At 45.0% G+C, this 20500-nt stretch carries 18 protein-coding genes; 14 read left to right on the top strand and 4 right to left on the bottom strand.

All coding sequences use genetic code 11. From position 1 onward, the window contains the following. Positions 1-186 (top strand): transposase (locus E5983_RS00860; protein ID WP_160332058.1); only part of this gene is annotated, 186 nt, incomplete at its 5' end. Between the two features lie 137 nt (positions 187-323). Here the strand turns inward: E5983_RS00860 and E5983_RS00855 are convergent. Then, a complete protein-coding gene (locus E5983_RS00855) occupies positions 324-2513 on the bottom strand; it encodes an LTA synthase family protein (RefSeq protein WP_331251084.1) in 2190 nt (729 codons plus the stop codon). Positions 2514-2763: 250 nt separating this feature from the next. Here E5983_RS00855 and E5983_RS00850 point away from each other — a divergent pair, with 250 nt between their 5' ends. Genes E5983_RS00850 through E5983_RS00830 form a run of 5 tightly spaced genes read left to right on the top strand, consistent with a single transcriptional unit; the run spans position 2764 to position 6145 of the window. Next, the gene (locus tag E5983_RS00850; RefSeq protein WP_160332057.1) at positions 2764-3927 is read left to right on the top strand and encodes a class I SAM-dependent rRNA methyltransferase; all 1164 of its coding nucleotides are present in this window, start codon (positions 2764-2766) and stop codon (positions 3925-3927) included. Then, positions 3924-4613: a type I 3-dehydroquinate dehydratase gene (locus E5983_RS00845; RefSeq protein WP_160332056.1), complete on the top strand. Its 690-nt coding sequence runs from the start codon at positions 3924-3926 to the stop codon at positions 4611-4613. Before E5983_RS00850 ends, E5983_RS00845 begins: the two co-directional genes overlap by 4 nt. 23 nt (positions 4614-4636) lie before the next feature. Next, entirely contained in the window at positions 4637-5479 is an 843-nt protein-coding gene (locus E5983_RS00840; protein WP_160332055.1) for a sulfite exporter TauE/SafE family protein, read from the top strand. Between the two features lies 1 nt (position 5480). Next, entirely contained in the window at positions 5481-5753 is a 273-nt protein-coding gene (locus E5983_RS00835) for a DUF1634 domain-containing protein (protein ID WP_160332054.1), read from the top strand. A 53-nt stretch (positions 5754-5806) separates the two neighbouring features. After that, positions 5807-6145 carry a YlbF/YmcA family competence regulator gene (locus tag E5983_RS00830; RefSeq protein WP_160332053.1) on the top strand — a complete coding sequence of 113 codons (339 nt, stop codon included), beginning with the start codon at positions 5807-5809 and terminating at the stop codon, positions 6143-6145. Positions 6146-6236: 91 nt separating this feature from the next. On the opposite strand, the gene E5983_RS00825 is transcribed toward E5983_RS00830, so the two are convergent. Further along, positions 6237-6479 carry a type B 50S ribosomal protein L31 gene (locus E5983_RS00825; RefSeq protein WP_160332052.1) on the bottom strand — a complete coding sequence of 81 codons (243 nt, stop codon included), beginning with the start codon at positions 6477-6479 and terminating at the stop codon, positions 6237-6239. Positions 6480-6578: 99 nt separating this feature from the next. Next, positions 6579-7526 carry a DHH family phosphoesterase gene (locus tag E5983_RS00820; RefSeq protein ID WP_160332051.1) on the bottom strand — a complete coding sequence of 316 codons (948 nt, stop codon included), beginning with the start codon at positions 7524-7526 and terminating at the stop codon, positions 6579-6581. 156 nt (positions 7527-7682) lie between these two features. On the opposite strand from E5983_RS00820, the gene E5983_RS00815 reads away from it, so the two are divergent. The 7 genes from E5983_RS00815 (at position 7683) to E5983_RS00785 (ending at position 17354) form a co-directional block, all read left to right on the top strand. Next, positions 7683-8126 carry a flavodoxin gene (locus tag E5983_RS00815; RefSeq protein WP_160332050.1) on the top strand — a complete coding sequence of 148 codons (444 nt, stop codon included), beginning with the start codon at positions 7683-7685 and terminating at the stop codon, positions 8124-8126. A 136-nt stretch (positions 8127-8262) separates the two neighbouring features. Continuing rightward, entirely contained in the window at positions 8263-9765 is a 1503-nt protein-coding gene (locus tag E5983_RS00810; RefSeq protein ID WP_160332049.1) for a glycosyltransferase family protein, read from the top strand. A 1-nt stretch (position 9766) separates the two neighbouring features. Further along, positions 9767-10414 carry a uracil-DNA glycosylase gene (locus E5983_RS00805; RefSeq protein ID WP_414486742.1) on the top strand — a complete coding sequence of 216 codons (648 nt, stop codon included), beginning with the start codon at positions 9767-9769 and terminating at the stop codon, positions 10412-10414. After that, entirely contained in the window at positions 10411-10881 is a 471-nt protein-coding gene (locus tag E5983_RS00800; protein ID WP_160332047.1) for an NUDIX hydrolase, read from the top strand. The genes E5983_RS00805 and E5983_RS00800 overlap by 4 nt, the downstream gene beginning before the upstream one ends. A gap of 144 nt (positions 10882-11025) precedes the next feature. Continuing rightward, positions 11026-13296, top strand: coding sequence for a cell surface ecto-5'-nucleotidase Nt5e (gene nt5e, locus E5983_RS00795; RefSeq protein ID WP_160332046.1), 2271 nt, complete (start codon positions 11026-11028; stop codon positions 13294-13296). A 168-nt stretch (positions 13297-13464) separates the two neighbouring features. Then, positions 13465-15384 carry a fructose-1,6-bisphosphatase gene (locus tag E5983_RS00790; protein ID WP_160332045.1) on the top strand — a complete coding sequence of 640 codons (1920 nt, stop codon included), beginning with the start codon at positions 13465-13467 and terminating at the stop codon, positions 15382-15384. Between the two features lie 365 nt (positions 15385-15749). Further along, positions 15750-17354, top strand: a complete 1605-nt coding sequence (locus E5983_RS00785) for an NUDIX domain-containing protein (protein ID WP_160332044.1) — start codon at positions 15750-15752, stop codon at positions 17352-17354. A 238-nt stretch (positions 17355-17592) separates the two neighbouring features. Here the strand turns inward: E5983_RS00785 and plsY are convergent, their stop codons facing one another. Beyond that, on the bottom strand, positions 17593-18252 hold the full coding sequence (plsY, locus tag E5983_RS00780; protein ID WP_160332043.1) for a glycerol-3-phosphate 1-O-acyltransferase PlsY: 660 nt from the start codon (positions 18250-18252) through the stop codon (positions 17593-17595). 289 nt (positions 18253-18541) lie between these two features. On the opposite strand from plsY, the gene parE reads away from it, so the two are divergent. Beyond that, the gene (gene parE, locus E5983_RS00775) at positions 18542-20482 is read left to right on the top strand and encodes a DNA topoisomerase IV subunit B (RefSeq protein ID WP_160332042.1); all 1941 of its coding nucleotides are present in this window, start codon (positions 18542-18544) and stop codon (positions 20480-20482) included. The last annotated feature ends 18 nt before the right edge of the window (positions 20483-20500 follow it).

Genomic DNA, 20500 nt, shown 5'->3' with positions numbered 1-20500 from the left:
GCTTTTCTTTTGAAAAAGGAAGAAAGTATACGCTTGGCTTTATCGGTACCCTACAATAACGGTCTCGTTGAAGGAACCAATAATAAGATTAAGTTGTTGAAACGTTCTGCTTTCGGATTTCGAAAACATGAGCATCTATTTGCCAGAATTTACTGGATGCAGACTCCTGCTGTCCACTCTATCTAAAAATCCCTCCCCTCTAAGGAGGGGAGGAAGGAAGATTGTCTTTATTCTATATTGTCAGTTTTCAGGGATTCCACACAACTTGACAAAGAACCTGATAAAAGGACTTAACGCTATTGGCTAAGTCCTTTCAGTTTTGGTTATTCTTCTGCCTCTTCTTGGCTGGAACTGGATGAGCTACTTGAATCGCTATCTTCCAGGAATTGTTCCGGGTGTAGGGCCTTGTATGTTGGGGAATCAAAGAGATCAATGGTGCTGGATTGACGTTGGCTAAACAAGCTGCTGGATGTTTGGCCTTTTTCTTTTTCAATTTTTAGCAGTTGATCCATGGCCTTATTGTAATTGATCTTACTTACATCTGGTTTGCCCAGGCGGTTCTCACTATAGAAGCGGAGGAGGTCCCCTGTTTGAATCATGTCTGAGATAGAGAGCTGTTTATTGGCCTTATCTCTGGCATCATCAATAGCTTTCTGGGTGGAGTCGTCAGGAGTGGTAATCTCTTCTCCAGTAGCAGTGTAGTAGGTCCGACCGGAATAGGACGTGTACTCTGGAGTTACAAAGTAGTTACTGGAGCGGAAGGCTACAATCTGCTCGTGGTCAGGTGATAAGAGATCCTGTCCAACTTGGAGGAAGTTGCTGGAGTTGATTCCAAGCAGGTGTTCCAGGGTTGGTAACATATCGATTTGGCCACCATAGGTGTCGATGACAGCTCCATCTTGCATGCCGGGTACGACAACAATGTAGGGAATCCGTTGCAACATGGCATTGTCATAAGAAGACCAGGTTTCAGGATTTTTGTCTAATAGGGGAGCCAAGGATGGGTTCCGTGAATTGGAAATTCCATAGTGGTCACCATAGAGGACAATGACTGAATTTTCATATAAGCCAGTTTCTTTGAGATAGTCAAAGAAGGATTTAATGGCTGAGTCAAGGTAGTTAGCTGTGGCGAAATAACCATTGATGGTTTCATCCTTGGTTTCTGCCAAGGGGAATCCTTGTTCATCGCCAATCAAGCTGGTGGTATAAGGGTAATGGTTGGAAACCGTTAAGTATTTTACATAGAAGGGTTGTTGCATATGTTCGAGGTACTTAATAGAGTCCTTGAACATGATTTTATCATTCAAGCCGTACTGGAAGGAATTTTCACTAGTGGCCTTACTCATATAGGATTGATCGAAGAAATAGTTGTAGCCCCATTGTTTGTAAGTTGTGTTTCGGTTCCAGAAACTTCCAATGTTTCCATGGAAAACAGCAGAAGTATAATCGCCAGTTTGAGCCAGAATATGCGGTGCCGCTTGCTGGGTATTGGTTCCTCCGTAGTTGACCATGAAGGATCCTTGGTTGAGTCCAAATAAGCCCGATTCAATCATGGTTTCAGCATCAGATGTTTTTCCAGCCTTAACTTGGTTGAAAATATTGGAGAAGGCGAAACTTTCGTTTGAATGATAGAGTGAGTTAATAAAAGGAGTCACTTCGTATTCTTGATTATCAGACTTGAGTTTGTAATCTATTAAAAATTGTTGGAAAGACTCCAAATGGAGATAAATCACATTCCGCCCCTTGGCAATTCCGAAGGTTGCGGGGTTCGGTTCTGCATTGTGCTCCTTGATATACTCCAAAACAGGTTCTAAATCGGTTTCGGAAGCCTTGGCCCGTTCCTTATCCGCCTGGTAGGTCTGGTTGGCACTATAACCAAAGAAGGCTGGAAGTCCCAATGCACGGACTACATAATAGTTGGAGAAGCCACGGCTCAATAGCTCCGGACGATCAACTTCGGCAAAGAACAGATTGGCCGAGAAGAGCATGGTGGATAAAGAGGTGATCGCAAAGCTAGCATTGAGGCTGAGCGGACGATCATCAAAAGTGACCTTTTTCTTCCAGAAAAGGTAAACAATAAGTGGAATATCCAACAAATAGAGCAGGTCGAATGGTCGAAAGAGCTTGGCCGCTGCATCTCCCAAACCTGCGGAAACACTGCTGGAAGCGAGCATGGTATTGAGCGTAATAAAGTCTGAGAATTCCCTGTAGTAAATAACATTGGAGAAAAGCCAAGAGAAGAGTACTAGGTACATAATGGCTAAGAGCGGGTAGTAGACTTTGGTCGGTTTGGCATAAAAAGGAAGTCCTAATAACAGGAGTCCCAGCGGTAGTGGGTTGAGAATGGCCAGGGCCAATTGGTAAAACCCTTGCATATTTCCGAGCTGAATATCCAGATTAAAATTGAGGAAATAGGCAACGATGCTTTTGAACCAGTAGAGGATTAGGAGAATAAAGACTAAGCCCAATCGACTACTCATGGTTGTTAGAAGTGTTTGTGTTAGTTTTCTCACGGAATAATTTCCTTACTTTGTCCATGTATCCATTATGGATGAGACAGTTATTTTTGGGAATCCTCCCAATTTTGTTTCAAACTTGATTATATCACAAAATGAAAGAGGGAAACCAGAATCAAGATAAGGGTGGTTTATTTTTAAGAATCGGTTAAGTTTGCAGGCTGGAGATGGAGGAAATAGGGAATAGGACTACTCGAAAAAGAGAATTTTGTCCAATTGTTCTGTAAATTTTGTTATAATTGAAGATATGAAACAAGCAGTTCTATCAAAGAAGTGTCAACTAGAGGTTGAACGGGGAAGAATTCTTCTGAATGAGAAGGACCTAAAACCAACTGATTTAGACAATGAGTTTGTACATTTCTACAATCAACATGGCGAGTTTTTGGCTTCAGGCTACCTTGCTAAACAAAATAAGGGTCTTGGCTGGGTTTTATCACGGGAGTCCGTGACCTGGGCGGACTTTGGGTTACAGGCTCTAGTCGCAGCTGCAAAGGAGAAGCGACAAGCCTATTTGCAGGACACAGGGACCACAGCCTTTCGGGTTTTTAACCAGGAGGGAGATGGTCTCCCGGGTCTGACGGTTGACTTGTACGGAGACTATCTGCTCTTTTCTTGGTATAACGCTTTTGTTTTCCAACAGAAAGAGGATATTATTGCTTGTTTTCAAGCGATTTATCCCGAGTGTCTGGGTGCCTATGAAAAGGTGCGCTTCCAGGGGCCTGGTTATGAAACGGCCCATCTCTATGGGGAGACGGCTCCTGATCACTTTTTGATTGCTGAAAATGGTGTCCGCTATCAGGTTTTTCTTGATGATGGCTGGATGACGGGGATTTTTTTGGACCAGCATGAGGTTCGCAAGGATCTGGCTCAGGGCTTGGCGCAGGGGCAGCGTGTGTTAAATCTCTTTTCCTATACAGCTGCCTTTTCAGTGGCAGCTATAGCTGGCGGAGCGGTTGAAACAGTTTCGGTCGACCTTGCCAAGCGCAGTCGGGAGTTGTCCCAGGCGCATTTTCAGGCAAATGGGATGGGACTTGACTCTCATGCCTTGGTGGTGATGGATACTTTTGAGTACCTGCGTTATGCGGCGCGGAAGGGTTTGACCTTTGATGTCATTATTATTGACCCTCCAAGTTTTGCCCGGAATAAAAAACAAGTCTTTTCTGTCAGCAAGGATTACCATCGTTTGGTGGAAGAGTCACTTAAAATTTTAGCTCCGCAAGGAAAAATGCTACTCAGCACAAATGCTGCTCAGTTGTCTTTGGACAAATTCAAGCAGGAGATTCAAAAAGGAATGGGGGAGACTTCTTATACAATTGAGAAGGTTTACCGTCTACCGCAGGATTTCCCAAGTTATGCCGAGGAGCCGACAAGTAATTATTTAAAAGTTATACAGATAAGGGTGGATGAATGAAGTTAGTTGTACCAATCATGCCGACCAGCCTAGAAGATGTACAGGCATTGGACACCGACCGCTTTGATTCGGTGGATATTATTGAGTGGCGGGCAGATTATAGTCCCAAGAAGGAGGATATTATCGCCCTAGCTCCAGCTATTTTTGAAAAATTTGCAGGTCGCGAAATTATTTTCACTTTGCGAACGACGCGTCAGGGTGGAAAGATGGAGTTGAGTGGACCGGAGTATGTGTCTATTCTACGGGAGATTCAGACCTTGTACCAACCAGAGTATATTGATTTTGAGTTCTATGCCTATCGTGAAGAATTTGAGCAGGTATTGGATTTTTCAAATTTGGTCTTGACCTATCATAACTATGAGGAAACTCCTGATAATTTAATGGAAATTTTATCCGAGTTGACGGCTCTGAATCCTCGAATTGTCAAGGTTGCAGTTCAGCCCCAGCATGAACAAGATGTGCTGGATCTTATGAATTATACGCGTGGTTTTAAGACCTTGAATCCAGAGCAGGAGTATGTGACGATTGCGACTGGAAAATTAGGGGTTTGGACACGGTTAACGGGTGATTTAACGGGATCTGCCTGGACTTTTGCAGCGCTGGAGACTCCAAGTGCTTTGGGGCAGTTATCCCTGCATAAAACACGACAGATTCTGGAAGCCATCGATGATGCGGATTCTGAGTAGTTCGGGCTCAAGGGAGGTGACTCATGCTTGAGTTTGGAATCTTTATCAGTATCGGTATCTTGGCAGGTCTGCTAGGCTCTCTTTTGGGTTTGGGTGGTGGTATCATTTTAACGCCAATCTTGACCATTGCCCTGGGTTATGACATTAAGGTGGCGGTTGTCGTCTCCATCTTTGCAGTCCTCGGGACCAGTGCGGGATCCGCCCTGGCTTACTTGGAGGATGACTTGCTCAACCTGCGATTGGCCATGTACTTGGAGATTTTTACGACCATTGGAGCCTTTGTCGGTGCGCTTTTGTCGAGGCTGGTGCAAGGTCAATTCCTTTTTATCCTCTATGGTTTGCTGATGTTTTATCAAGCCTATACCATGTGGAAAAAAATAAGGGGTGGGGAGACCCACCATTTGCAGAGTGCTGTTCAAAAAGAACCAAATCTCCTGCAAAAGTCCCTCAGTGGTTCTTACCAGGATTTGCAAAGTAAGACCCAGGTCGATTACCAGGCAGCCAATATTCCTCTGGGATCCTTTATTATGTTTTTAGCCGGTGTTGCGTCCGCCCTCTTGGGGATTGGAGCAGGAGCCTTTAAGGTTTTGGCGATGGATAATGTGATGGGCCTACCCCTGAAAGTATCATCCGCAACCGCTAATTTCATGATGGGGGTTACGGGAGTTTCTTCCGCCATCTTCTACTTTAGTCAAGGTTCGGTTGAGTTGCCCATTGTGGCACCGATTGTTCTTGGAGTCATTGCTGGTTCGACCTTGGGAAGCCGGTTGATGCCTCGAATTCCGGTGGCCTTTCTACGGGTCTTGTTTGTCTTGGTACTGTTGGTGACAGGGGTCCAAATGTTTCTCAGGGGATTAGGAGGATAAGATGCAGTCCATCAAAACGAGTATTCAAGCCTTGCTACGGATCGGTTTGGTGTTAACAGTGATTCTCTTGGCTCTGGGTAGTTTCTTACATGTCCTGGGCTTGGAGCAAGTCAGTCAGCTGACTCTCTTGCTTGGTGCTTGGACCTTGCTGCTAACGCCTATCCTCCGGGTGCTGATTTCCCTGATCTTTTTCTACCAGGAAAAAGACCGCCTGTATCTGGCGATTACCCTTTTGGTTTTAGCCATTATTGGCCTGTCAATTGTCTTTGCCTAATCAAGTTTTCTTTTAGGAAACTAGTTTATGATGTATAAAAAGGAGAAAATCATATGTCTAATATTTATGATGTCGCAAATGAGTTGAATCGTCGTCTTCGTGGTTTACCTGAATACCAAGCGGTCGTTCAGGCTAAGAAAGAGATTGGCCAAAATCCGGAAGCCCAAGCTATTTTTGAGGAGTACATTCAATTTCAAAATGAATTGCAACGGATGGCGCAAATGGGGCAAGCTCCTGAAGGGGATTTCGAAGGGCGGATGCGCGAGTTCTCTGAGAAAATTCAAAGTAATGAGCTTGTATCCAATTTCTTTGCTAAGGAACAGCAATTGGGAGTTTACCTCAGTGATCTTGAGCGGATTGTGTTCGAGCCTGTTCAAGAATTGCTGCAGTAAGCTGTGAGAAGGAGGTCGTTAGGCCTCTTTTTTGCTAAATACTTTTGTTAGAGAAGCAAAAAAACCAGCCATTTTGGCTGGTTTTTGAGACTTATTTGAGACCGTATTTTTTGTTGAAACGATCCACACGTCCATCTGCTTGTGTGAACTTTTGGCGTCCAGTGTAGAATGGGTGTGAGTCTGATGAAATCTCAACACGGATCATTGGGTAAGTTTCACCTTCAAATTCAACAGTTTCGTTAGAGCTCTTTGTAGAACCGCTAAGGAACTTGTAACCAGTAGATGTGTCCATGAAGACAACAGGGCGATATTCTGGATGGATATCTTTTTTCATGATGTTAAAAAATCCTTTCTGCCATGGTCTCTTTGCGAGCCATAGATTATTACCTAGCTAGTTTACCAAATGTGATGGGCTTTGGCAAGTTTTTTTGATTTATTTCTGACTTTTTTTCAGTAAATCTTGAATTTCAGAGTAGATTTGATCATTTTCGGCTAGATTAGCGGAGTTGGCTCCGCTGGCGAGGGGATGGCCCCCTCCGTCATGCTGTTTGGCAATGTCATTGATAGGGATCCTTTTGGAGCGGAGGCGAACTCGGTAGCCGCCATCTTCTTGCTCGACAAAGACGCCCCAGCTTTGGACATCTTTAATTCGTCCAGGAGCTCCGACTACCGTAGAGGTGTCGGTTTCTTTGAGCTTGAGTTGTTTGAGGAGATCCTGCCGGATGGTCACACGCGCAGCTCCGTTTTCGTCGATTTCAAGGTTGTCATAGACATAGCCCTGGAGTTTGGCAATTTCAAGGCTGATGGTGTCCATTTGGCGAGACAGGTCGCTGAAGTCAATAGAGAATTGGCGCAGGTAGGCAGCCATTTCAAAGGTCAAGCTGGAGGTTGAAGGGAAGAGGAAACGGCCGGTGTCGCCGACGATCCCCGCATAGAGTAGACGAGCGGTTTGAACGTCCATGAGAAGCTTGGCTTCACGGGAGAAGCGCGTGATCATTTCACTGGTGGATGAGGCTTGGGGATCGACCCAGGAAATATCGCCGTAGGGGGCATCATCCGGGTGGTGGTCGATTTTAATCAGCTCTTTTCCGTTTTGATAGCGCTGGTCATCAATTCGTTCCCGGTTGGCGGTGTCACAGACAATAACGAGGGCGTCTTGGTAGTCCTCGTCGGCGACATAGTTCATACCGGCTAGCCAGTGGAGGTTGGGTTCGTCGTAGCCGGTTACTAGGATTTTTTTCTCGGGATAGTTGAGGAGGAGGAGGTTCTGCAGGCCAACCTGGCTACCGATAGCATCGAGGTCTGGGCGGATATGCCGGTGGATGATAATTTTCTCGTACTGGGTAATCTTTTCCAGTATTTTTTCAACAATTGCTTCCATAGTGATTCCTTTTTGCTTTTTTTCCATTTTAACATAAGGGAGGAGCAATGCAAACTTTCAGATTACTTGTGATATAATGTAAAGCGAACGAGGAATGCTCATTTTCAAAAATTGAGTTTGTGGAGTATTCTGATTAGGTATAAAGAGGAGGAACTTATGGCATTAGCAAAAATTGTCTACGCAAGTATGACAGGAAATACAGAAGAAATTGCGGACATTGTTGCCGATAAATTACGAGATCTTGGTGTGGATGTGGCTATTGATGAGTGTACAATGGTTGAAGCAGAGGGTTTTCTCGAGGCTGATGTGGCTATCGTGGCTTCCTATACTTACGGGGATGGTGAGTTGCCAGATGAGATTGTGGACTTCTATGAGGATCTTAAAGATGTAAACCTTGAAGGCAAATATTATGGAGTAGTTGGCTCTGGGGATACCTTCTACGATGAGTTCTGTAAAGCAGTTGATGATTTTGATCAGGTTTTTGCTGAAATTGGTGCTGAAAAGATTTCCGAAAGTGTTAAAGTTGATTTGGCTGCCGAAGACGAAGATATTGAAAATCTCGAAAAATTTGCCGAAGAGATTGCTGCGAAGTTGGCTTAATGAAACAAGAGGCTGGGCCATGCCCGGCCTCGAAGTGTATTGTCGAGAAGACTGGAGGCAGTTCAAAGGGGAAGATTCTTTTCCTATTCCTTGCTGCCCCCGATAATCCCTCTTAGTGTGGAAAGGACGGAAGGACATGTCCAAACTTTATCAGGTCTTAACGAGACTATTGCAGATTTTTTTACTGATTCTAGCGGTGCATTGGGTGTTGATTGCTTTTGTCAATTTGAGCCAGCCTTGGTGGCTGACCATGCCGGCTGCCCTGGGTCTATTTTTTTGGATCTATAAGCAACCGGCTTTTTGGAAGCGGATCTATGATTTTTTAGACCGGCATAAGCTTGCAGTGATTTTGATTTTGACGGCTTTTCAAATCCTATTGCTCTTGTCAGCCCAGCTCTTGATTCGGCGGGATGCAGCGGTTGTCTTTTTAGGAGCCTTTGAGCTCTCCAAGCCGCTCTCGATTGCCAGTTACCTCACGCGCAACCCCAATAACCTTCCCTTGTTTCTCTATGAGCGTTGTTTTTTTAAGGTCTTTGGGATGAATGCCCTTTGGGTCTTACAGGGGATCAATCTACTGGCGACCAATGGTACAGCCTTGATTCTCTTTAAGGGAGTCGAGAGCTTTTGGGGACGCAAGCGGGCAGATCTGGTTTTTCTCTTTTATACAGCCTTGCTGGTGGCGTCGCCTTTCTTTATGGCCATGTATACAGATATGCTGGCACTGCCCCTGATTAGCCTGCAATTTTTCTTTGCTTTAGGCCTGCTGAAGGCGCGACAGATGACCCCGCTGATTATTCGTTTGGCCTTGCAACTAGGCCTGTTGACGGCCCTAGCCTATTTTCTCAGACCAACCGTTTTAGTGACGATTCTAGCCCTCTTTTTAATGTTATTTTTTACCAAAGAATGGAAGAAATGTCTTTTGGGCCTTAGTTTCTTTGGTTTGGGCTTTGCCTTGCTGAGCTTTCCGGTGCAACAGATGATGGCGCATCAAGATGAGGTGCAATTAATTGAAGGAGAAGGTTTGGCAAAAACGCCCCTCCTCTTCATCAATCTGGGCTTGACCTATTCCGGGACAGATCAAGAGGACATGAAGGAAGGCTTGCTGGCCTACTTGGAGCCGGAGGAGCGGGAGAAGTATAATAATGGCATGTTTGCTAAGGAGAATGTCAAAAAGGAAATTGTTCGTCGCCTCCAAGCCTATACTCCCTGGACCTTCCTGGAACACACCCAGGTCAAACAGGCAGGAACTGTGAAAAACGGAACGATGAATTGGATCTATTATGAAGACTTGGCCAAGGAAAAAACGCCTTATGTGTCTCCCCTCTATGAGGAAATTGGCCAGCAAGCCTTTTTCACCTGGATCCGCCGGCATTTTATCTCCTATGATCGGCCTGAGTTTCAGCTCTATGCTTGGGTCAAACAGCTGGTCTGGTTAGCCCTGGCCTGGGGAGTGTTGCGAGCTAGCCGGCCTTATGCTGGAGATCGGGTGGAGCTGCAGTTTGTGATGCTGGCAGTTTTGGGTGGTTTTCTCTTCTTACAAGTCTTTGAAGGGGGTAAGACTCGTTATCTAATTCAGTTTTTACCACAAATTTTAGCCTTATCAAGTATGGGATGGATTCGAAATGACAAGCATGGATAGATTGAAGCAAACAGACTGGTACCCCGCTTTGCTAGCGGAACTGGGAAGTGATTATTTTGACCAGATTCAGACTTTTCTGGATGAGGTTTATGCAGATAATCGTGTTTTCCCAGAACGGGAGGCTGTTTTTCGGGCTTTTGAGTTGACCAGTCTGGCTCAGACGCGGGTGGTGATTTTGGGTCAGGATCCCTACCATGGGGAGGGGCAGGCAGATGGCTTGAGTTTCTCGGTTCCGGCTGGGATCAAGGCTCCGCCTTCTCTGCGCAATATTTTTAAGGAGTTGGAAGCCGATCTGGGGGTGCGGCAAGAGACGGACTTGTCTGACTGGGCTCGGTCTGGTGTGCTTTTGTTAAATACCGTTTTGACGGTCGCAGCTGGTCAGGCTAACAGTCATCAAGGGCGTATCTGGGAATCTTTAACAGATGCCGTGATTTCGCTTGTGGGACGGAAAACAGAAGTAGCGGTTTTTATACTATGGGGCAAGTCTGCTCAAAGGAAAAAGTCTTTAATTGGGCCGGGACATGGTGTCTTGGAAGCGGTCCATCCCAGTCCTCTGTCAGCCTATCGAGGTTTCTTCGGAAGTCGGCCTTTTTCCCAGGCGAATGCATTCTTGGCAGAGCCGATTGATTGGTTAGGAGGGAAATCATGAAGCAGCAGTTGGCAACGATTTGTTATTTGGATAATGGGCAGGAGTTTTTGCTTCTGTATCGGAATAAGAAGCCTAATGATGTGCATGAGGGCAAGTGGATTGGTGTTGGTGGCAAGGTCGAGGCGGGTGAGAGTCCGGAAGAGTGTGCCAAGCGTGAGGTCTTTGAGGAGACTGGGTATGTGGTCGAGGCCATGGACCTGGTTGGGCTGATCACGTTTCCGTCTTTTACGCCTGGGACGGACTGGTACACCTATGTTTATCGGGTTCATGATTTTACGGGTGAGCAAATTGAGAGTCCGGAAGGAACTTTGGCCTGGGTGCCCTATGATCAGGTTCTCGCTAAACCAAGTTGGGAGGGAGATCATCTTTTTCTCCAGTGGATTTTAGACCAGAAACCTCTGTTCTCAGCCAAAATGGCCTATGAAGGACAGGAACTCACGGATTGGTCTGTTCATTTTTATCAGTAGGACGAAGAATAAGTAGTTCTATTTCTGTTTTTGTTTATAAAAGCCGAACGTTCATCTTTTTTTGGAAAAGTTATGTTGATTTTGTTCGGCTTTTTTTCTTTCTTGTGCTATAATAAGGTGTAGAAAATGGAAAGGATTGTATCAATGAAAAAAGAAGCATTGCTGCCACTTGTATCTGCTGGCCTCCTGGCCCCACTCTTCCTCTCAACAGGAGTTGCTGCTGACGAAGTCAGCGCCGAACAACCAGCGGAAGCGGTTAGTCAGGTTGAAAGTCCTGCTGCTGAACCAGCTTTTGCTCCTGCAGCAAGTTTGGCTGCCCAACCCCCAGTCGTGGAGGTTCCTGAAACAGCTGCAGTGGAAGTCGCCGAAGCGCAAGCTCAAGCTGAGCCAAAAGATGTGACAGCGCGTGCTGCTAGTGCGGAGGCTGAACCTGCTCAAACAGCTCAGGATTTAGTAATTCTCCATACGAATGATGTTCACGGGCGGATTGTCGAAGACCGGAATGTTATCGGTGATGCCAAAGCAGCCGCTGTCATCAAGGCTGAAAAAGCGCAACAGCCAACCTTGGTGGTTGATGCTGGAGATGCCTTTCAAGGGCTCCCAATTTCTAACTCTAGCAAGGGTGAGGAACGCTTGAAGATTCTTAACATGGTTGGCTACGATGCGATTGCAGTTGGAAACCATGAGTTCGACTTTGGTTTGGATCAACTTCGTCGTTATGAGCAATTGCTTGAGTTTCCAATCCTTTCTGCCAATACCTACATCGATGGAGCGCGTCTCTTCAAGGCATCTACCATTGTGGACAAAACTCCAGACCTTGCTGGAGATGAGTTTGTAGTTATCGGGGTCACAACACCTGAAACAGCAACCAAAACACATCCGAATAATGTGGTCGGTGTAACCTTTACTGAGCCGATTGCAGAAGTTCAAAATGTAATCGCAGAGATCGAAGCCAAGGCTAAGGCTGAAGGTAAGTCTTATAAAAACTATGTAATCTTAGCCCACCTTGGGGTGGATGCAACAACACCACTGGAATGGCGTGGCGATAGCTTGGCCGAAGCCCTTTCAAAAAATGAAAGTTTGAAAGATAAGCGTATCATCTTGATTGATGGTCATTCCCATACTGTTGCAACAGCGACCTACGGTAGCAATGTAACCTATAACCAAACTGGTTCTTACCTCAACAATATTGGTAAAATCGTTTTGAAATCCGATCAATTGCTTGGTCAGACCAGCTTGATTTCTGCAGCCGATTTGAAAAATGCTGAAGCAGATCCAGAAATTGCAGCAGTGGTGAGCCGGATCAAAGAGGCCTATGACGCCGATAATGCTGTAGTCGTTCGGGCCAATAATACCGTTGAACTAAAAGGAAATCGGGAAAATGTCCGGGTTCGTGAAACCAACCTTGGAAACATTGTCACAGATGCCCTTTATGCTTACGGTCAAACTGGTTTCCAAAATCCAAGTCACCTAGCGGTAACCAACGGGGGTGGACTGCGTGAAACCATCGCTAAAGATAAGGACATTACCAAGGGTGATGTGATTGCGGTGCTCCCATTCGGAAACTTGATTTCCCAAATCACCGTTAAGGGTCAACAAATTCAGGACATGTTCAAGCGTTCGCTGTCTGCGATTCACCAGAAAGGTGCCGATGGCAATCCTGTCTTGGATGAGAATGGTTTGCCATTGCTAGAGCCAAGCGGTTTCTTCCTCCATGTTTCTGGTGCGCGTGTCTTCTTTGACCCAACCCTTGAAGCATCTGAACGGATTCTGAAAATCCAAATCTTGGATCCAGAAACACAAACTTACCAAGATCTTGATTTGGAAAAAACCTACTACCTTGCAACCAATGACTTCGTTGCAGCAGGTGGTGATGGTTATGACATGCTCGGTGGTGCCCGTGAAGAAGGACCATCCATGGACGCTGTCTTTGCTGAATTTTTGAAAACAGCTGACCTCAATCAATACACTGTAGTGAATCCAAATTCACGGATTGTAGCTACATCCAGCGTTTTGGATAGTAATGCCAATGGAATCCCAGACTGGCAGGAAGTCGCTAAACCAGAAGAGCCAGTGAAACCAGAAGAGCCAGCTAAACCAGAGCAGTCAGCGAAGCCAGAACAACCGGCTAAACCAGAGCAGCCAGCGAAGCCGGAAGAGCCAGCTAAACCAGAAGAGCCAGCCAAACAGGATCAAGTTGCGCAAAAGCAAGGGAAACCTGCTACCAAACGGGTATCCTTGGGTTACAACCCAAGTTACCAGGCACCTGCTAAGGTTCAAGCTACAGCTAAGGCTAGCTCAGCAGCTAAGTCCTTGCCAAACACTGGTACTGAAGATGCATCAGGAGCTGCAGTTCTTGGACTTGGTTTCCTAGCAACTCTGGGAATGGTTCAACGCAAGCGTCGGAAGAACTAGACCTCAACTAGGAAAATAATGATACTTCATTTATAGCTCTGGAGCGTGTACTTGTCGCCTTTTCCAGCTAAAAATGATATTGATTACGGCACACAATTGAAAAGGTCTAGTCTCATCGTTTAGGCTAGACCTTTTTTACGATGGATGCGAATTAGATGGAGGTAACCTATGGAAAAATATTACAGCCTTTTAAAATCATCCTTGAAGGATAAAAGCTCAGTCATGACGGAAATTATAAACCTCGAAGCGATTCAACATCTGCCAAAAGGTACAGAATTTTTTGTGAGTGATTTACATGGTGAGTATGGTGCTTTTGACTATCTTTTAAGAAATGGTTCGGGAATCATCCGGAAGAAAATTGATGAATATTTTGGCGACGATCTTTCCGATTCTGACAAAGATGAGATGGCCTTGCTGATCTATTATCCGACAAAGCAAATAGCTCTTATGAGAGAATACCGTGGGAGTATTTATGTAGAGCAGTATCTGGAGCAGGTTTTGCCGAACTTGGTGAAATTACTTCAGTACATGGGGAGTAAATACACGCGCTCCAAGGTACGAAAGCTGCTTCCAAGTCAGTTTAGCTATATTATTGAAGAATTGGTAGCTGAGATTGAGCGATCAGCCTATAAAGAGCAGTATTTTCAAGTGATGATTGATAAAATTGTACAACTGGATCAGCTCGAAAATCTTGTTGAGGCTCTATCGAAAGTCATCCAAAGTTTAGCTGTTGATCACCTACATGTTGTTGGCGATATTTTTGATAGGGGACCCGAACCTGATTTGATTTTAGATCGTCTGGCAAGTTTGCGATCGGTCGATGTTCAGTGGGGGAATCACGATGTAACCTGGATGGGAGCCATGTCGGGCTCTCTCATCTGTATGATCAACATTGTTCGAATTTCAGCTAGATATAATAATTTACGGTTGATCGAGGAGAGCTATGGGATTAACCTTAGACCACTCATCGCTTATAGCCAAGCCTATTATCAGCCAAAACCAGCCTTTGTACCGATTCTTGATGAGGGGAATATTACGGAAGAGGAGAGCAATCTCTTAAACCAGCTGCAGCAGGCGACTGCCGTTTTGCAGTTTAAATTGGAAGATGCTTTAATCGAAAGACGACCAGATTTCCAATTAGACCATCGCCGTTTGTTTAGAAAAATCGATTTTAAGGAAACAAGGATCCATCTTGGAGAAAAGATGTATCCTCTGCGGGATTTTAACGTTACTTGTATCAACCCTGAAAAACCGGATCAACTGACATCCGAGGAGATGGAAATTCTTGAACAGTTAAGGCGTAATTTTTTAGCCTCAGAGCGATTGAAGAGGCATGTTGACTTTCTGTTTGAACATGGTTCTATGTACTTGAGCTATAATAACATGTTGCTCTATCACGGATGTATTCCAATGCATGATAACGGTGATTTTAAATCCTTACGGATTGGACAGGCCCTCTATCGAGGTAAAAGCCTATTAGATTTTTATGAGGAACAGATTCGTCAAGCTTACCGAAATCCTACGGTTGATAATGATTTGGCAACAGATTTATTTTGGTATCTTTGGGTGGGGGAATGTTCGTCTCTGTTTGGTAAAGCAGCTATGACAACGTTTGAACGCTATTATATTGAAGATAAAGGGACTCATAAGGAAGAAAAAAATGCTTATTACAGGCTACGCCAACGAGCAGATATCTGTGAAGGGATTTTGGAGGAATTTGGCTTAGAAAAGGAAAGCCATATCGTAAATGGCCATACTCCCGTTCGTGAAATTGACGGTGAAAATCCCATCAAAGCAGAAGGAAAACTTTTGGTAATCGATGGCGGTTTTGCCAAAGGTTACCAGAAGCAAACGGGTTTAGCTGGCTATACCCTGGTTTCAAACAGCTACGGTTTGGAGTTGGTTGCCCATAAGGCCTTTAAAAATGTTACAAGTATCTTGAAAGGTGATTCTGGCATTATTTCGAGAAACCGGCTCATTGAACGAGCGACTGAACGTAAACGTGTTAAAGATACAAGTATTGGCAAGCAATTGGCCGAGGAAATTCAGGATTTGGAGTGGTTGTACACCCACTATGAGGACTATTAAGGGAGTAGGACAGAACTAAGCTTCATTGAGTTGACCTTGTCAACTGGCTTTGCCATAGCTCTAGTCCTGTCTGTCACTTGTTTCCTAGACTAGCTTGTTAGAATAGTTGTGTGGAAGGCTTGTGCTCCACGCAACTTTTTTGTCATTTAGAATATAAAAGGTTCCAGAGTTTTGATTGACTCTGGAATCTTTTGGTCTTTTTGGTAATATATGCAGAAAATCTAAAATCGTTGGATTTTGTGGTATACTATAAACACATATGAATAAATATTTATGAGTGTTTCATTAATTTTCAGGTAGGTTGAGATATGAATTGCATCTTGTTTGGCCTAGGTTGTCATGCTCAAAGACTGTATTTGGAGTTTTTGGCAAAAGAAAAGTGGATTGATAAGGTTATCATTGTTGATTCTCTGACGGAAAAAGCACGATTAGAGAGTCTATTATCCAAGACAAGCCTTCAATATGAATTGCTACTCCTTGATCGTTTAATGGGACCTTCAAACATCTTACTCTCAAAATATGAACAGATGTTACAAGAAAAAGTAACTCAGAATGCTATTAAAAAGGCACTGATCTCAACAGATGTCGCTGGTTCTAAACTCTATCTTGATTTCTGTTTAAAAAACGGTATCGATGTGATGTGTGATCGTCCAATCATGGATGAGTACCAAGAAATCTTAGAACAGTTTGAACAGAGTTCAGCAAAAATGTTTGAGATTCAAGCCCCAAAGCGAGCCCACAAAGGTTATCAGAAAATTCGTGAACTGCTCAGTGAAGTTGTTGGAGAGTTTCAGGTTCCAATTACCAAGATAGACATTTCGTATTCTGGTGGAATCTGGAATATGCCCAGTGAGAGCTTTGTGCAAGAAAATGCTCCCTCCAAATATGGCTATGGAAAACTGCTGCACAGTGGCTATCCGTTTTTCGATCTGCTAGCATTTTTTACCGAAATTAACGAAGAGCATGGCTTTTCTTATTCAAAAAGATCTCTCCTGTCAACCGATTACAGACCTAATGATTTTTATCGGTATTTTGGCAAGGTTTTTCATGAAAAAGTGGGTGTTTATGAGAAGGAGGAGCACTATGATAACTTAGAGCTCCTTAAAAACCTTGAAGCAATGGCTATTTCAGCAATTATTGATTATCAAGATCCAGATGAAAATAGTTTAACAAGGGCCCGTCTAGAACTAGCTCAGTCTGGTTTGTTGACGGAGCCTTGGTTTGACCTACCGGAGGATGTCTATCAAGGAGACAGGGAGGTTAGACAGGAATTGCTGGATATATCGGTTGGTCCCTTGATAACCATCAAAGCCTTTGGCTTTCAGGCGTCTGAAGGGACAGACAAGAATCAGCTAGGAGGATTTGATCAGTTCCAAATCCGCGTCTTCCGCAATACTGCCATTATAGGCGGTAAACCTGTTGAGGTTTTCGAGTTCGGACAAGCTGAGGTAGCTGAGTTTGACCAGTTAAGGGATTATTTTTTAGATAAGGATTCTTCTTCCAGCATTCGGAAGCAGAAGGAAGCTCTTTCCTTACTAGCTGAGTTACAGCTGAACAGGTCCCAGAGATTTAAACAGGAGAATTTCCGGTTTGCTGTTGAGTTGCTCCTAAACTATAAGGGGGATTATCTGCTTTGTAAGAGAAGCTCAACTGCTAAAATTGCCCCCAATATTTGGAATATTCCCGGAGGCAAGGTCAAATACCATGAGGGAATTGAAGAGGCTCTGATCAGAGAATGCAAGGAAGAAACGAATTTGGATGTGGTTCATTTTCACTATTTAGATTCTATTTTTATCAATAAAGCCCATCAACGAATTGTTTATCTCTATTATGCAGAGGTTGAAGATATCTCTGATTTGGCCATTGACCGAAGCGAATTTGACAATTGGGATTGGATTTCTGCTGCGGATGTTGATTTTTATCAATCCTTAAATCCGCATCTGGTCCAGTGGATTAAGAAACTGGGTTAGTCTATGGGGATGATTTTGCCAAGATAGAAGCTGATACTCTTTCTATTTTTCTTCAAAGATCATTAGCTTGGACTTGCCTAACTTCAGCTATGCCTGCGTCTTGCTACTTAGTTTGAATTCAAAATAGTTTGAGTAATGATTTTAGCTTGGAAGTAGTATGAGGAAAAATGAAAACCACACTGTCATTTCCAATCTTGAAATGACAGTGTGGTTTTATCTTAGCTGGGTCAAGAAGAAATTACTCTTCCTCGCTCTCTGAGGAAGTCTTTTTGGGTTTCTGCTGGCTAATATTGATTCCCCAGGGAACAATATTTTCAGTTTTTTCCATAATTCGAACAACATTGCTGCGGTGGCGCACCAAAATTAAAAGCGAGATGCCAATAATGGTTAAGGTGAAGGCTGTATCGGATTGAGGAATGAGGAAATGAATGGCAGGGAAAATCAGCACGCCGAGAATGGCTGAGATGGCTGCAGCCATGCTGGATAGGGAAATCATGCTGAAGAGGTAGAGGATGCCAAAGAAAATAATGGCGAGGTAGATAAAGAAGCCAAAGGAGTAGGCGAAAACAGCTCCAGCACTGGTCGCTACGGCTTTTCCGCCCTTAAATTGGGCAAACACTGGAAAAACGTGGCCTAAAACGGCTGCCAGACCGAATAAAATAGGGGAAACAGGGAGTCCTAGGAGCATGGGCAAGTAGGTTGCGAGCGCCCCTTTAAAAAAATCCACCAAAAAGGTAATGATCCCCGCCTGTTTACCTAGCACGCGGAAGGTATTGGTGGTCCCGGTATTACCAGATCCTTCGGTTCGTAGATCAATGTTAAAAAAGTATTGGCCAATCCAAAATCCTGTCGGTATGGAGCCTAGCAGATAGGCGATAAGAAAGCAAAAGATAATCATAGGAATAGTATAGCACAGTTGGGCAGGAGGCAGGCAAAAAAGATGACCCAAATGAAGAGTTTTATACCGTCTAAAAATCACAAGCAGACCATTCGCATCCTTTCAAATAGAGGTTTGATTTTGAGATGAAATAACTTCTGTTTAGATAGAAATTTTGTCCCTGTTCTGATTTTGGGATGTTTTTGAAAAGCGGAACGGTTTAGGATTTCTATTGTGATTTAGAATAGCCTTATTTGCAATTCTAGGAAAAATTGGTAAGATAGAAAGTACTGAAAACAAGGAGGACACTATGGCAAAAAAAGAGGTCAGTTTGACAGCCTATAATGATGATGCCATTCAGGTCTTAGAAGGCTTGGACGCTGTTCGCAAGCGTCCAGGGATGTATATCGGTTCAACCGATGGAGTGGGCTTGCACCACCTAGTCTGGGAGATTGTTGACAATGCAGTGGATGAGGCCCTGTCTGGTTTCGGAGACCGCATTGATGTACGAATCCACGAGGATGGCTCCATTTCTGTTGCGGACCAGGGACGGGGGATGCCTGTCGGAATGCACGCCATGGGCAAGCCAACGGTTGAAGTCATTTTTACAGTGCTTCATGCTGGTGGTAAATTTGGCCAGGGTGGTTATAAGACTTCTGGGGGTCTTCACGGGGTTGGTTCATCGGTTGTTAATGCCCTCTCGCTGTGGTTGGAGGTTGAGATTACCCGTGACGGGGCGGTGTACCGCCAGCGGTTTGAAGAGGGTGGGACACCTGTAACGGGGCTTATGAAGATTGGTAAGGCTCCCAAGTCCCAATCCGGGACCAAGGTGCATTTTATGCCGGATCCAGCTATCTTCTCGACCACTCAGTTTAAGTTTGGCACCATTGCCGATCGTTTGAATGAGTCAGCCTTTTTGCTCAAGGATGTCACCTTAAGCCTGGAGGATGAGCGGACTGGGGATGCAGTTTCTTTCCATTACGAGAATGGGGTCCAAGACTTTGTGGCCTACCTCAACGAAGGGAAGGAGGTCTTGACACCGATTTTAGATTTTACAGGGGAAGATCAAGGCTTCCAAGTTGAGGTCGCGCTCCAATACAATGATGGTTATTCCGACCATATTTTATCCTTTGTGAACAATGTTCGTACCAAGGATGGGGGAACCCATGAGACCGGCCTCAAGACGGCCCTGACCAAGGCCATGAATGATTATGCAAGGAAGACCGGCCTCCTCAAGGAGAAGGAGAAGAACCTCGATGGTTCCGACTACCGCGAGGGGCTGACGGCAGTGCTGTCCCTGCTGGTGCCCGAAGAGCACTTGCAGTTTGAAGGGCAAACCAAGGATAAGCTGGGAAGCCCTCTGGCTCGGCCTTTTGTGGAAGGGGTCATGAGTGAGCAATTAACCTATTTTCTAATGGAAAATGGGGAATTGGCCGCCAACTTGATTCGCAAGGCCATTCGTGCGCGTGACGCTCGGGAGGCGGCAAGAAAGGCGCGTGATGCCAGCCGGTCTGGTAAGAAGAAAAAGGACAAGGGTCTCCTATCGGGCAAGTTAACCCCTGCTCAATCCAAGAATGCTGCCAAGAATGAGCTCTTCCTCGTCGAAGGGGATTCTGCTGGTGGTTCGGCCAAGCAAGGCCGGGATCGGAAATTCCAGGCCATCCTGCCCCTACGTGGGAAGGTCATCAATACAGCCAAGGCCAAGATGACCGATATTTTGAAAAATGAAGAAATCAACACCATGATTTATACCATCGGTGCAGGAGTCGGGGCAGACTTTAATCTAGATGATGCCAACTACGATAAGGTCATTATTATGACCGATGCGGACACAGACGGTGCCCACATTCAAACCCTTCTCTTGACCTTCTTCTACCGTTACATGCGTCCACTCGTTGAAGCCGGTCGCGTCTACATCGCCCTCCCACCCCTCTATAAGATGTCTAAGGGGCGCGGCAAAAAAGAAGAAATCGCTTACGCCTGGACCGACCAGGAACTAACAGCCCTCCGGCAAAGCTTCGGTAAAGGCGCCACTGTCCAACGCTACAAAGGACTAGGGGAAATGAACGCCGACCAGCTCTGGGAAACCACCATGGACCCAGACACCCGCACCCTGATTCGGGTCTCCATCGATGATGTCGCCCGCGCAGAACGGCGCGTGTCCACCCTCATGGGGGACAAGGTCGAACCTCGCCGCAAGTGGATTGAAGAGAATGTGACTTTTACCTTGGAAGAATCAACAGTCTTTTAAAAGGAACGGTTCCTAGTG

Origin of the sequence: Streptococcus danieliae (genome assembly GCF_009767945.1) — a bacterium.
GTDB classification, from domain to species: domain Bacteria; phylum Bacillota; class Bacilli; order Lactobacillales; family Streptococcaceae; genus Streptococcus; species Streptococcus danieliae.
The sequence above is the reverse complement of the archived record's forward strand: the minus strand, read 5'-3'. Positions and strand labels throughout refer to the sequence as shown.

What these genes read in the sequence shown, in the direction of transcription:
- E5983_RS00790 (WP_160332045.1), top strand. Translation starts at nt 13,465, where the DNA reads ATGGAAAAATATTACAGCCTTTTAAAATCATCCTTGAAGGATAAAAGC.
- E5983_RS00835 (WP_160332054.1), top strand. Translation starts at nt 5,481, where the DNA reads ATGCAGTCCATCAAAACGAGTATTCAAGCCTTGCTACGGATCGGTTTG.
- E5983_RS00810 (WP_160332049.1), top strand. Translation starts at nt 8,263, where the DNA reads ATGTCCAAACTTTATCAGGTCTTAACGAGACTATTGCAGATTTTTTTA.
- parE (WP_160332042.1), top strand. Translation starts at nt 18,542, where the DNA reads ATGGCAAAAAAAGAGGTCAGTTTGACAGCCTATAATGATGATGCCATT.
- E5983_RS00845 (WP_160332056.1), top strand. Translation starts at nt 3,924, where the DNA reads ATGAAGTTAGTTGTACCAATCATGCCGACCAGCCTAGAAGATGTACAG.
- plsY (WP_160332043.1), bottom strand. Translation starts at nt 18,252, where the DNA reads ATGATTATCTTTTGCTTTCTTATCGCCTATCTGCTAGGCTCCATACCG.
- E5983_RS00840 (WP_160332055.1), top strand. Translation starts at nt 4,637, where the DNA reads ATGCTTGAGTTTGGAATCTTTATCAGTATCGGTATCTTGGCAGGTCTG.
- E5983_RS00815 (WP_160332050.1), top strand. Translation starts at nt 7,683, where the DNA reads ATGGCATTAGCAAAAATTGTCTACGCAAGTATGACAGGAAATACAGAA.
- E5983_RS00820 (WP_160332051.1), bottom strand. Translation starts at nt 7,526, where the DNA reads ATGGAAGCAATTGTTGAAAAAATACTGGAAAAGATTACCCAGTACGAG.
- E5983_RS00830 (WP_160332053.1), top strand. Translation starts at nt 5,807, where the DNA reads ATGTCTAATATTTATGATGTCGCAAATGAGTTGAATCGTCGTCTTCGT.
- E5983_RS00800 (WP_160332047.1), top strand. Translation starts at nt 10,411, where the DNA reads ATGAAGCAGCAGTTGGCAACGATTTGTTATTTGGATAATGGGCAGGAG.
- E5983_RS00825 (WP_160332052.1), bottom strand. Translation starts at nt 6,479, where the DNA reads ATGAAAAAAGATATCCATCCAGAATATCGCCCTGTTGTCTTCATGGAC.
- nt5e (WP_160332046.1), top strand. Translation starts at nt 11,026, where the DNA reads ATGAAAAAAGAAGCATTGCTGCCACTTGTATCTGCTGGCCTCCTGGCC.
- E5983_RS00850 (WP_160332057.1), top strand. Translation starts at nt 2,764, where the DNA reads ATGAAACAAGCAGTTCTATCAAAGAAGTGTCAACTAGAGGTTGAACGG.